This window comes from Clostridium sediminicola (assembly GCF_050402865.1).
Taxonomy (GTDB): Bacteria; Bacillota; Clostridia; order Clostridiales; family Clostridiaceae; genus Clostridium_AF; species Clostridium_AF sediminicola.
In genome coordinates this window covers 41,874-53,804 of sequence record NZ_BAABMF010000019.1, presented here as the reverse complement: position 1 = coordinate 53,804, position 11,931 = coordinate 41,874, and the positions used below count along the sequence as shown (strand labels likewise).

Genomic DNA, 11,931 nt, shown 5'->3' with positions numbered 1-11,931 from the left:
CCTATAAGTCTAGGAGGAAAAATATGTTTAGCAATATTGATACAACAACAGCAATAGCATGTATAATTTCAGCAATAATAATTTTTATTGTTTCATTAATTTGGGTAGGTAGAAAAACAAATTCTACGAATACAAGCCTCAAAATTAAGAAGATAGCTTATATAGGTATAATAGCAGCTATTTATGCAGTTATGACTTGGACAGTGGCACCTATAAGTTATGGAGCAGTTCAATTCAGAATTTCAGAGGTATTGGTTTTACTAGCGTTTGTGGACAAACTTTATATTCCAGGATTATTTATGGGATGTGTTATTGCTAATATAGCAAGCCCATTTGGTTTGGTTGATGTAATTATTGGTAGTTTTGCAACGCTTATTAGTGTTTATATGATAAATAAATCTAAAAATTTATTTGTTGCTTCACTTTGGCCATCAATTTTCAATGCTATTTTAATTGGAGCAGAATTATATATTGCCTTTAATCTTCCGTTTTTGGAAACAGCAGCATGGATTGCTTTTGGAGAGTTTGTAGTGGTTACATGTGCTGGATATCCACTATTTAAGTATGGCATTTTTAAAAACAAGAGATTAATTAGTATATTAAAAATTAGTGAATAGATAAAAAAGTTTTTCTCTTTGAGAAGAGCTTTTTTAGTTTACAGTTTTTTTCTATACAAGTATAAATAACACTTTAGTAATTGATGTATAATATAGTTATATAGTTTGTGTCTTCGTAGAAATAGATTACGAACTAGTTGACGGTTGACAGTTTTCAGTTTACAGTAAAGGACAACTTTCACTAAAGTGAAAGCTTTAAATTAAAATTTCTTTCCTTTTGCCTTAGCAAAAGTTCCTTGTTCCAGTTAGCGAAGCTAACAAAGGTTTAATTAAAGATTTTCTGCAAGAAAATCAACCTTTACTGTAGACTGTCAACTATATATTGCGAAACTCTTTTCTTCGCAATTTATCTAAAGGGGGTTTTATAATGAATAAAAAGTTACAAATATTTTCAATTGTTTTAATCACCACTGGTCTAATTATACTTACTGCATGTGCAGAGAAAGAAGTAGAGAATAAGATTGAAGATAATATAGGGTCATCAAATAAAATTTCTAATAAGTTAGATAACAATCAAAATAGTAAAAGTAATGGCGATAACAATGAGATTGAGATTAGTAACCCTAAAAATGAAAATAATGAAATTTTAAAAGATTTATTACCTAACCAAACTGGATTTAGATGGGTATATAATGGTTTTGCAGAGTATGGGAATATATTAGAATTAAAAAGAATTAATTATGAGGCTCCAGATTACCAATATATTTTAGAGGGTGAAGTAGAAGATATGTCTGATGGTGAATCTAAGTTAGATTTTTCAGTGAAGCTTCAATACTTATTAAAAAATGGTGAATTGGTTCAAATTAAAGAAGAGGAAATAATGATGGATTCTATATTTGATAATTTAATTATAATAAAAGCACCATTGAAAGTAGGAAATACTTGGATTCAAAGGGCAGTTGATAAAGAAGGAAATCACTTGGAAGTTAAAGGAACTATAACAAAGATAGAATTAGAAAATGGTAAAAGAGTATATGATATAAAGTATGAATATGGTGATGATAGTTTATTTGAATTTAGAAGAATTAAAGAAGGCGTAGGGACTGTTCAGTTTCAGAAACCATTTATAAGTGATGGTAATACCTTTGAGATAGGTTATTCATTGAATGAAGAAGGTAGTGGATATGATAAATAGAAAGCTGAATTAATTAAGGAAATACTTAACTGAAATGAGAACTCAAAATTGAGTTCTCATTTTGAGTAGTTAACAAATGTTAAGTTATCGTTTATATTAAGCTGCTTTTTTACATTTTGAGATTAACTCAGTAGCATATCCCATTGGACATACTTGGCACCAACTTCTTGGTTTAAATATTATTCCCATAATCACACCTAAAGCTAGAGATGATGTCATTAATCTAAATAATCCAAAACCTATTTTATAAATATTTGGACCTGCATGATACATTGAAATAGAAAATAGAATACCCATTATTGTTAACAATACTTTTTTACCATGTTTTCTAACTTTTATTGGAAGTGTATTATTAAAGCTTAGTTCCTTCAAAAATTTTTGTAGTATAGAGCCTCTTGGGCAGTAGTGAGAACAATGAATTTTACCTCTACCTTTTAACGCATGGTACATTGGCATTGTCATGCATAGAATGCCTAATAATCCAAATCTTATATCCAATATTGATAATAATATAAATGAAACCATTATAATCCAAGACCATTTTTGATGTGATTTTCCTTTAATCATAAATACCTCCTAGGTGTATATTTGATTCTTTTTCATTATACCTATAGGGGGTAATCGGGTCAATGGTATATTGAAATGTTGTTATATTAAAAAAATTCTGAAAACATCGCAAGTAAAGGATTATTTTCTTTTAGAGAATCTTTAAATTAAGTCCAAGTTATAACTTAAAACATACAGCTAGTATAAATTTCAGAAAGATGACGCAATTTGTTTTGTTTATGTTATAATCTATTGATGATGAAAAAACGAGGTGTACTATGGATAGCAAAAATATTTTAACTAAGAAGATTAATGTAATAATACTTGCAATTATATGTGCGGTTTTATGGGGAAGTGCTTTTCCAACTATAAAAGTAAGTTATATAGAAGTTGGCATAGGGAATGAAGATTTGGTAGCAAAAATAGTTTTTGCTGGTCTAAGATTCTTTATAGCTTCAATAATGATATTTTTATTTACACGTTTTATATTAAAGAAATCTTTAAAAATAAATAAAAAGTATATCAAGTTTTTATTTTTAGGAGGAATAATTCAAACGAGTTTACAATATTCCTTTTTTTATATTGGACTATCGAACATAATGGGATCAAAAGCATCTATACTTGTTTCCTTTGAGGCATTTGCTGTTATGTTAATAGCACATTTTTATTACCATAATGATAAGATGAATATAAACAAAATATTAGGTCTGTTATTTGGATTTACGGGTATAATAGTTGTTAATTGGGGCAAAGGTTTTAATATGAACTTTACTTTATTTGGAGAAGGATTTATAATGCTATCCTGTGTATTTGGAGCCATTGCTGCAATATTAGCAAAAGAATTATCAAAAGAGATTAATCCATTTGTTATTACTGCTTGGCAAATGTTTATAGGTTCTTCTATTGTTCTAATATTCGGAGTTCCAAGATTATCTGAAGGTGCTATAACATTTACATTGAAGGGATACATTCTTTTGGGTTATGCAGCTTTTTTATCAGCTACTGCTTTTTCAATTTGGTATTCATTATTAAAATACAATAAAGCTGGTGAGATTGCTATTTATAGATTTATGATTCCTATATCAGGAATGATTTTATCTATTCTCTTTCTTCAGGGGGAGGTATTTACAATAAATACTTTAATTGCATTAATTTTTGTTTCTATGGGTATTATAGCTATAAATTATACCTTTGTAAAAAAAAGAAGAAGTATTAAAAAAAGAAGGATGCTGAATGAAACAAATTTCATGTAAAAGAACTATACTTATTGTATTGATATTAATATATTTCATATTTTTAATAGTTGACTACAAAAATATATTTAATACGGATAAAATAAAATTTATTAGTATAGTACTTTGCTTTGTCTTAACATTTTCATATAGAGAAATAATTAGCAATAGAGATATAGTGTTATTAAGGGTTGCTAGGCTATTGACTATAATAACAGATTATTTCCTTTTACTTACGGATAAATTTTATTATGGTGTTTTGCTTTTCAGTATAGTACAAATTATATATATTTATAGACATGCTAAAGTAAAGAGTGGTGGAATATTAAATATTCTTCTAAAATTATTGATTGGCCTAGTTTTAGGTATTCAAATTTTGTACATATTAGATGTTTTTAGAGATAAAGTTATATGGACAGCTGTAGTTTTATATGGTTTTTTAATTATTGGGAGTACAATAGCTGCTTATTTTTGCAAAAATTATGGATATAGATTAGCCTTTAATAGAAAGCTTGTACGCTATGGAATGATCTTATTCTTGCTATGTGATATAAGTGTAGGATTAACTAACTATTTTACTTATTTGGATTTAAATAATGAAATAATAAATAATATTAATAATGTAAGTAGGTATTTTATTTGGGTATTTTACTTACCATCACAGGTTTTGCTCTCTTTAAGTGGGGAGAAGTACTAATCTTGTTCTATTGCTAAAATAGTTGTAGTTATTAATTTTTTGTTTTCACTTGGGAAAGTTTCTTTTCTGTGAATTGTGAATTGAAAAAAGGGGTGGTTAAGTGGTAAAAGTATTAGAATTATTGAGTTTTATATTAAATGAAATACACCATTTACTCATTAGAATATTTCAAAAAATGGGGTTCGATTTTACGGATAAAGAACTACATTTTATTATTATTGGGATTATTGGCATTATAATGTTCTTAGTGGTGAATCAAGCTTTTAAGGCTTTAGTAAAATTAAGTGTTGAAGTTGTTTCATTTATCTATACAATAACTGTGCTTATAGTTTTAGTATTTGCCATTGAAATTGAACAAAAGATTACCGGTGGTGGAATGATGGAATTTGAGGATATTATAGCTGGATTATGGGGATTTGTCTATATGTTCTCAATATATATATTAATTCGAGCAGGAGTATATGTTGTTAAGAAATTGGTAAAATCTTTACGGGAAAAGAAGGATGAAAAAGTAAAAGAGAGTGCAAGATAAGTTTATTAGTGGTCAGTGCACTGAATCATGGGGGGATTTTTATGAAGGATGGTAGAATAAAAGATTGGGATTTTTATAAAAAGTTAATTGCTGTTGCAGTGCCAATTGTCATTCAAAACTTTATATCTTCATCACTTAATATGGTAGATACAGTTATGATAGGAAAATTGGGAGATCAAAGTATTGCAGCTGTTGGTCTTTCAAATCAAGTTTTTTTCTTGTTTGTAGTAATATTATTTGGAGTTTTTAGTGGAGCTTCGATTTTTACCTCTCAATATTGGGGGAAAAGAGACGTGAAAAATATTAGACGAGTTCTTGGGGTGTGTTTGACTGCAGGGATATCTATTGCAATAATTTTCACAATATTAGTTATGATTTTTCCAAAAGGTATACTAAGTATCTTTTCTAAGGATATAAATGTTATATTGCTAGGAACTGAGTATATTGTTATAGTTGCTTTAAGTTATGTATTTACGGCTGTTAGTTTTGCCTATGGTTTTTCATCTCGAAGCATAGGTCAAGCTAAAATTCCTATGTTTGTTAGTGGAATTTCGCTTGGGTGCAATACTTTTTTTAACTATGTATTAATCTTTGGTAATTTTGGAGCGCCTGCCCTAGGCGTGAAAGGAGCTGCATATGCAACTTTATTAGCTAGAACAGTAGATGTTGTTTTAATATTAGTTATAGTGTATAGAAGCGATATTGCGATAGCTGCTAAGATTTCAGAACTCTTAGATTTGTCTCGTGAATTTGTAATAAAAATATTTAAAACAGCGGCTCCTGTTATAATTAATGAGTTTTTCTGGTCTTTAGGAATGACTGCATACACAGTAGCTTATGCAAGAATGAGCACTGAGGCAATTGCTTCAGTACAGATAGGGAACACCATTCAGAATTTGTTTTTTATTCTTTCAATTGGTTTAGGGAATGCTTGTACAGTAATATTGGGTAATGAGATTGGGGCTAACAATGAAAAAAAAGCTATAGATTATTCTAAAAAATTCTTCTTTGTAGGAATAATTGTTTCATTTGTTCTAGGAGTAATATTATTTGTTTCAGCACCTCTAATTGTGAGCTTTTTCAATGTTAGTAAAGGAGTAATTCAAAACACTGTAATTATATTGAAAATAATTTCAATGTTTATTGTTGTAAAAACTTGTAATATCATTATAATTGTAGGTGTTTTAAGAAGTGGTGGAGATACAAAATATGCAATGTTTTTAGAAATGAGCTCTATTTGGCTTATTGGAGTTCCTTTAGTTTTTCTAGGAGCATGGTATTGGAAATTGCCAGTGTATATTGTTGTACTTTTAGCAAATTTAGAAGAAATAATAAAGTTGGCAATAGGTATACCAAGAGTTATATCAAAAAAATGGGTTAAAAATCTAGTTAACCAAGAGTAAATTTGGAGGGAAAATATGAGCAAAAAAAGTAATGAAAAATTAGATTTAGCTAAGGAACTTATTAGTTTTATAAGTGAAAGTCCTACAGCATTTCATGCTGTAATTAAAGCAAAATCATTATTAAAATCTCAAGGATTTAATGAACTAAAAGAAGGCGATAAGTGGAATTTAAAGTTTCATGGCAAGTATTTTACGACGAAAAATGATTCGGCTTTAGTAGCATTTGCTATAGGAGAAGGAAAAGTTGAAGAAGAAGGTTTTAAAATAGTTGGAGCTCATACTGATACTCCTGGTTTTAGAGTAAAACCATGTCCTGAGATGATAGAAGAAAAAAAATATTTGCGATTGAATACTGAGGTGTATGGTGGACCAATCTTAAACACTTGGATGGATAGACCTTTATCAATAGCAGGAAGAGTAACTCTTAAAAGTAAAAATATAATGAAGCCGAGAATAGAATTTGTTAATTTTAAAAAGCCTATGATGATAATACCTAATCTTGCCATTCATATGAATAGGGATGTTAATAAAGGCATTGAATTGAATCCTCAAAAAGATACATTGCCATTACTAGGAATGATAAATGATGAATTTGAAAAAGAAAATTTTTTAATGAAATTAATATCTAAAGAGTTAAATGTAGATATAGAAGAGGTTTTAGATTTTGATTTATTCTTATATGAGTTTGAAGATGGTAAAGTTATTGGGCTAAAGGATGAATTTATATCAGCATCAAGATTAGATGATCTAGAAGCAGTTCATGCAGGGTTAAAAGCAATAACAGATACTAAAGTGAAAAATGGTATTAATGTGCTAGCACTTTTCGATAATGAAGAAATAGGTAGTTCTACAAAGCAAGGTGCGGATTCAGAGTTACTATCGAATATTTTGGAAAGGATAGTATACTCTTTAGCTGGAAGTAGAGAAGAGTTTTTTAGAGCGATAGCTAATTCTTTTATGGTTTCAGCAGATGGGGCACATGCAGTACATCCAAATAAAACAGATAAAAGTGACCCTACAAGCAAGCCGATTATAAATTATGGACCTGCACTTAAAATAAGCGCAAATCAGAAATATACTTCAGATAGTTTTTCTTCTGCAATATTTACACAAATATGCCAAAATGCTGAAGTACCGTTACAAAAGTTTGTAAATAGGTCTGATGAAAGAGGGGGATCAACTATAGGACCGATAAGTTCAACTCACTTAAATATAAATGCAGTAGATATTGGCATACCAATGCTAGCTATGCATTCTATTCGAGAGTTGGTTGGAGTTGATGATCATTTTTACATGTATAAATGTTTAAAAACTTTTTTTAATTAGTGGATTTAAAACACTAGAAATCTATTTTTATAGATATCTAGTGTTCTAATTTGTAATGGATTATCTAAATTAATATTATATATTTGATATAAAAACTCATACATATGGTTATATTAAATCCTTGAAACACTATAAATAGCTTCAATATTCTCTATAGGGATATCACCTTCAAAAGATTGAGAACCCATCAGTATATATCCACCTTCAACATTAAATGTATCTATAAAATGGTTCGTTTCATTTATTACATCTTTTACTGAACCTTTAGGAAGTATTTTCTGAGTGTCTATTCCTCCTTGAAATGCCAATTCATGTCCAAAGTCCTTTTTGAGTTTTTCAGGTTCCATACCTTTTACCTTTTGTATAGGCTCAAGAATATCAACTCCGCAATCAACAAGTTCAGGTATTATTTCTCGAATAGCACCACATGAATGCTGTTGATAGAAAGCCCCGTATTTATGTGCTAAATCAACTAATTTTCTTGTATTCTCCTTCATGTATTTTCTCCATATATCTACACTAAAGAGTAAACCTATCTGGGTTCCATAATCATCATGAGGTCTTATAATGTCAATTTTACCATCTCCAGCTATTAGAATTCTCTCATAATACTCTAATTCAAATTCAACCATTCTATCAAATAAACGCTTAGCAAACTGAGGATTTAAAATCATATCCATAAATAAGTTTTCCATTCTTCTTAGATTGGTGACTATTTGAAATGGTCCTTCATGGCCTACTATTATTGCTTTATCTTTATGCTGTTCACATTGATATTTTATGCTTTCATAATCAAACCAGTCTGGAGATGGCCACTTATAATTATCAATATCTTCTACCGTTTGAAATGAATCCATTGGGAAAGAAGTAGTTATATGGTTATATTCTTTTCCTGTCCAAATATGTGTTCTACTAAAGCCTAGAAAATTCTCCTGAACTTTGTTCCCATCAATATCAGTGTAGCTTTTCAATTCTGGTCCACAATATATGGGAGATATACTTCTAATGTCTATTTCAAATTTTTGATAAACTTGCTCTGCATTATTGAAACTATAATGTTTTAATAATTTTTCCATTACTGAATCTACACACTCGAAATTTGTTGGAACTCTATCTGGTTGTTTATGCATAATAGCCTTTCTTACTCTTTCTCTTGACAACATAAAATATCCCTCCAATTAATAGTATAATTTTGATTTTGTTTATAATTATTTACTTTTAAATAAATTTATTGTTATAATGATTATATCAATACATTAGAGTTGTTATTAGATATAAACTTGACATGAAATAGTATATTCTTGACATAGTATATACAAAAAAACTTTGGGAGGAATAGATATAAATAATTTTTCTTATATAAATAAATATATAACCAACTTAGATTCATTGGTGTATTTTATTAATCGAGCAGGTAGAAATCAAGCGAATACAGAATTAAATATAAAAAGAAATAGTGCATATCCTTATTGTAGTATTCATTATGTATCAAGGGGCTCTGTTTTTCTCTTTTATAAATCTAAAAAGTTTTTACTTAAGAAGGGAGATATGTTTCTATTAGATCCATATAATAGTCATCATTACGGGATCAACTGTAATGATTTCATTTCTTTAGAGTGGATTGAATTTGCAGGTGGAGACTCTGCAAATATTATGAATTCAGTTTTAAATAATATTAGCCCAATTATTGAAGCTCCACAGAATAATAGAATTCTTAACTATTTAAGAAGAATTTTTTTCTTTCTGAATAACTATAATGAGAAAAATATTTATATAATTTCAAAATTTCTGTACTCAATACTTTTATATATAATTGAAATAAGTGAATATAGTTATAAAAGTGAATCCCTAAATTCAAGTAAATCAAAATTGAAAAGAGTATTAGACTATATTGAAAATAATTTAGAAGATAACCTCAGTATTGAAAATCTTTCGAAAATATCAAACTATAGTCCTGCTTATTTTGCTAGGCTATTTTTAAAAATTACAGGTACAACACCTGGTAAGTATATTCTGAATAGAAGAATCAATAAAGCTAAAGAGTTTCTTTGCACCACAGATAAAAAAATTGAAAATATATCTAATGATTTAGGTTTCTGCAATACAAGCCATTTTATTAGAAACTTTAAAAATATTGAAGGATTAACACCTAATGAATTCAGGAAGCATGCTAGAAATTATAATATTACATATAAGTTATTATAGAAATAAATATCTTTAATCTTAAACCAGTTTTGAGAATACAAAAAAACTGTAGATAAGGTTATATTAATTCCTTGAAACACCATACATAGCTTCAATATTCTCTATAGGTACATCACCTTCAAAACATTGAGAAGCCATCAGTATATATCCACCTTCAACATTAAATGTATCTATAAAATGTTTCGTTTCATTTGTTACATCTTTTACTGGCCCTTTAGGAAGTATTTTCTGAGTGTCTATTCCTCCATGAAATGTCAATTTATGTCCAAAGTCCTTTTTGAGTTTTACAGGTTCCATACCTTTTACCTTTTGGATAGGCTCAAGAATATCAACTCCGCAATCAATAAGTTCAGGTATTATTTCTCGAATAGCACCACATGAATGCTGTTGATAGAAAGCCCCGTATTTATGTGCTAAATCAACTAATTTTATTGTATTCTCCTTCATATATTTTCTCCATATATCTACACTAAAGAGTAAACCTATCTGGGTTCCATAATCATCATGAGGTCTTATAATGTCAATTTGACCATCTCCAGCTATTAGAATTCTCTCATAATACTCTAATTCAAATTCAACCATTCTATTAAATAAACTTTAAATATAAAATAAATTCAAACAAAATAGGATATTTACCACGTTAGTTTAGGAGGATTATAAATATATAATTTATTTATAACCTTGGCTATATAGATATTGCAGCGCTAAATTTTTTGCAAGGAGGAAAATATAATGAATAAAAAACCTAATATTGTATTCTTTTTTACGGATGATCAAAGATTTGATACCATCAATGCTCTAGGGAACACTGAAATCAGCACTCCCAATATTGACAAACTAGTTAGAGAAGGAACTTCATTTACTCAGGCACATATACCATGTGGTACATCAGGAGCAGTATGTATGCCAAGTAGAGCAATGCTTCATACAGGAAGAACTTTATTTCATATTGAAAAAGAAGGCCAAAGTATACCAAAGGAACATGCTACCATTGGAGAAACATTAAAAAAGGTGGGTTATAGAACATTTGGAACTGGGAAATGGCATAATGGTAGAGAGTCTTTTGCAAGAAGTTTTACAGATGGTGGAGAAATTTTCTTTGGAGGAATGTGGGATCATTGGAATGTACCAGCTTATAATTATGATCCAACTGGAAAGTATGATAAATCAAGGAAAGTAGTAATGAATCCAAGTTTATCTAATAAAGTAGAAATAAATTATACAGATCATATGACTATGGGAAAACACTCAACAGATTTATTTGGAGATATATCTGTTGAGTTTATTGAGAAATATAATGATGAGAAACCTTTTTTTATGTATATATCATTTATGGCTCCCCATGATCCTAGAACTATGCCTGAAGAATTTTTAAATATGTATAATTCAAATGATATAAAATTACCTGAAAATTATAGAGAAGAGCATTTATTTGATTTTGGGATTAAGAATTGTAGAGACGAGAAGCTTGCAGCTTATCCTAGAACAGAAGAAGAAGTTAAAAGACATATTGCTGAATACTATGGAATGATTTCTCATTTAGATAATCAGATTGGGAGAGTTTTAGAGTCAATAGAAAAGAAAGGTGAGTTGGAAAACACTATCTTCATTTTTGCTGGAGATAATGGATTAGCGTTAGGTCAACATGGCTTGTTTGGTAAACAAAATCACTATGAACACAGTATTAGAGTACCATTGATTTTTTCAGGGCCAGGAATACCAAAAGGTGAGAAAAGAGATACCTATGTTTACTTATTGGATATTTTTCCAACTGTATGTGAAATATTAGATGTGGACAAACCTGAAACTGTAGAGGGTAAAAGTGTATTACCGACAATAATGAATTCAGAAGTTAAGGTGAGAGAACACTTATATTTTGCTTATACTGATATGTTAAGGAGTATAAAAAATGACAGGTATAAACTTATTGAGTATAGAACTTCGAATATAAGCAAAAGTCAATTGTTTGATATTATTGATGATCCCGCAGAGATTAACGATTTATTTGGCAAAGAAGAGTTTTTAGGAATTGTTGATAATCTGACTTCAGAACTATTGAAATTTAAAGATAGTTGGGACGATGAAAAGCATCCATTAGGTAAAAAATATTGGGAAAGATATAAGAATAAATCAATATAAAATAATATCAAACAAAATAAGATATTTGTCACATTGTCTAATCAAAGGACAGTAAGTATAATTTACTTAAAGGTTTACATTTACTAACTAGATTTGAGA

The 11,931-nt window shown here is 29.0% G+C and carries 12 protein-coding genes; 9 read left to right on the top strand and 3 right to left on the bottom strand.

Going from position 1 to position 11,931, the window contains the following annotated elements; translation table 11 throughout:
• Window positions 1-23 precede the first annotated feature (23 nt).
• Window positions 24-617 carry a QueT transporter family protein gene (locus ACQ3F0_RS21780; RefSeq protein WP_428867836.1) on the top strand — a complete coding sequence of 198 codons (594 nt, stop codon included), beginning with the start codon at window positions 24-26 and terminating at the stop codon, window positions 615-617.
• 367 nt (window positions 618-984) lie between these two features.
• On the top strand, window positions 985-1,752 hold the full coding sequence (locus tag ACQ3F0_RS21775) for a hypothetical protein (RefSeq protein WP_428867835.1): 768 nt from the start codon (window positions 985-987) through the stop codon (window positions 1,750-1,752).
• Window positions 1,753-1,848: 96 nt separating this feature from the next.
• Here the strand turns inward: ACQ3F0_RS21775 and ACQ3F0_RS21770 are convergent, their stop codons facing one another.
• Window positions 1,849-2,319: a 4Fe-4S binding protein gene (locus tag ACQ3F0_RS21770; protein WP_428867834.1), complete on the bottom strand. Its 471-nt coding sequence runs from the start codon at window positions 2,317-2,319 to the stop codon at window positions 1,849-1,851.
• 257 nt (window positions 2,320-2,576) lie between these two features.
• On the opposite strand from ACQ3F0_RS21770, the gene ACQ3F0_RS21765 reads away from it, so the two are divergent.
• The 5 genes from ACQ3F0_RS21765 to ACQ3F0_RS21745 all read left to right on the top strand — a co-directional run bounded on the left by ACQ3F0_RS21765 (window position 2,577) and on the right by ACQ3F0_RS21745 (window position 7,488).
• Window positions 2,577-3,551: a DMT family transporter gene (locus ACQ3F0_RS21765; protein WP_428867833.1), complete on the top strand. Its 975-nt coding sequence runs from the start codon at window positions 2,577-2,579 to the stop codon at window positions 3,549-3,551.
• Complete coding sequence (locus tag ACQ3F0_RS21760) at window positions 3,532-4,227, top strand: lysoplasmalogenase family protein (protein ID WP_428867832.1); 696 nt, start codon at window positions 3,532-3,534, stop codon at window positions 4,225-4,227. The genes ACQ3F0_RS21765 and ACQ3F0_RS21760 overlap by 20 nt, the downstream gene beginning before the upstream one ends.
• A 100-nt stretch (window positions 4,228-4,327) precedes the next feature.
• Window positions 4,328-4,759 (top strand): hypothetical protein, encoded by a 432-nt coding sequence (locus tag ACQ3F0_RS21755; protein ID WP_428867831.1) that lies wholly within the window; start codon window positions 4,328-4,330, stop codon window positions 4,757-4,759.
• Between the two features lie 41 nt (window positions 4,760-4,800).
• On the top strand, window positions 4,801-6,162 hold the full coding sequence (locus ACQ3F0_RS21750; protein WP_428867830.1) for an MATE family efflux transporter: 1,362 nt from the start codon (window positions 4,801-4,803) through the stop codon (window positions 6,160-6,162).
• Window positions 6,163-6,177: 15 nt separating this feature from the next.
• Window positions 6,178-7,488, top strand: coding sequence for a M18 family aminopeptidase (locus tag ACQ3F0_RS21745; protein WP_428867829.1), 1,311 nt, complete (start codon window positions 6,178-6,180; stop codon window positions 7,486-7,488).
• A 113-nt stretch (window positions 7,489-7,601) separates the two neighbouring features.
• Here the strand turns inward: ACQ3F0_RS21745 and ACQ3F0_RS21740 are convergent, their stop codons facing one another.
• The gene (locus ACQ3F0_RS21740) at window positions 7,602-8,651 is read right to left on the bottom strand and encodes a uroporphyrinogen decarboxylase family protein (protein ID WP_428867828.1); all 1,050 of its coding nucleotides are present in this window, start codon (window positions 8,649-8,651) and stop codon (window positions 7,602-7,604) included.
• Between the two features lie 229 nt (window positions 8,652-8,880).
• On the opposite strand from ACQ3F0_RS21740, the gene ACQ3F0_RS21735 reads away from it, so the two are divergent.
• The gene (locus ACQ3F0_RS21735; RefSeq protein ID WP_428867827.1) at window positions 8,881-9,693 is read left to right on the top strand and encodes an AraC family transcriptional regulator; all 813 of its coding nucleotides are present in this window, start codon (window positions 8,881-8,883) and stop codon (window positions 9,691-9,693) included.
• A gap of 63 nt (window positions 9,694-9,756) precedes the next feature.
• Here ACQ3F0_RS21735 and ACQ3F0_RS21730 read toward each other — a convergent pair whose 3' ends face one another.
• A complete protein-coding gene (locus ACQ3F0_RS21730; RefSeq protein ID WP_428867826.1) occupies window positions 9,757-10,275 on the bottom strand; it encodes a uroporphyrinogen decarboxylase family protein in 519 nt (172 codons plus the stop codon).
• Between the two features lie 150 nt (window positions 10,276-10,425).
• Here ACQ3F0_RS21730 and ACQ3F0_RS21725 point away from each other — a divergent pair, with 150 nt between their 5' ends.
• Window positions 10,426-11,832 carry a sulfatase family protein gene (locus ACQ3F0_RS21725; RefSeq protein WP_428867825.1) on the top strand — a complete coding sequence of 469 codons (1,407 nt, stop codon included), beginning with the start codon at window positions 10,426-10,428 and terminating at the stop codon, window positions 11,830-11,832.
• Window positions 11,833-11,931 lie beyond the last annotated feature (99 nt).

What these genes read in the sequence shown, in the direction of transcription:
- ACQ3F0_RS21765 (WP_428867833.1), top strand. Translation starts at nt 2,577, where the DNA reads ATGGATAGCAAAAATATTTTAACTAAGAAGATTAATGTAATAATACTT.
- ACQ3F0_RS21725 (WP_428867825.1), top strand. Translation starts at nt 10,426, where the DNA reads ATGAATAAAAAACCTAATATTGTATTCTTTTTTACGGATGATCAAAGA.
- ACQ3F0_RS21770 (WP_428867834.1), bottom strand. Translation starts at nt 2,319, where the DNA reads ATGATTAAAGGAAAATCACATCAAAAATGGTCTTGGATTATAATGGTT.
- ACQ3F0_RS21745 (WP_428867829.1), top strand. Translation starts at nt 6,178, where the DNA reads ATGAGCAAAAAAAGTAATGAAAAATTAGATTTAGCTAAGGAACTTATT.
- ACQ3F0_RS21775 (WP_428867835.1), top strand. Translation starts at nt 985, where the DNA reads ATGAATAAAAAGTTACAAATATTTTCAATTGTTTTAATCACCACTGGT.
- ACQ3F0_RS21730 (WP_428867826.1), bottom strand. Translation starts at nt 10,275, where the DNA reads ATGGTTGAATTTGAATTAGAGTATTATGAGAGAATTCTAATAGCTGGA.
- ACQ3F0_RS21740 (WP_428867828.1), bottom strand. Translation starts at nt 8,651, where the DNA reads ATGTTGTCAAGAGAAAGAGTAAGAAAGGCTATTATGCATAAACAACCA.
- ACQ3F0_RS21750 (WP_428867830.1), top strand. Translation starts at nt 4,801, where the DNA reads ATGAAGGATGGTAGAATAAAAGATTGGGATTTTTATAAAAAGTTAATT.
- ACQ3F0_RS21780 (WP_428867836.1), top strand. Translation starts at nt 24, where the DNA reads ATGTTTAGCAATATTGATACAACAACAGCAATAGCATGTATAATTTCA.
- ACQ3F0_RS21760 (WP_428867832.1), top strand. Translation starts at nt 3,532, where the DNA reads ATGAAACAAATTTCATGTAAAAGAACTATACTTATTGTATTGATATTA.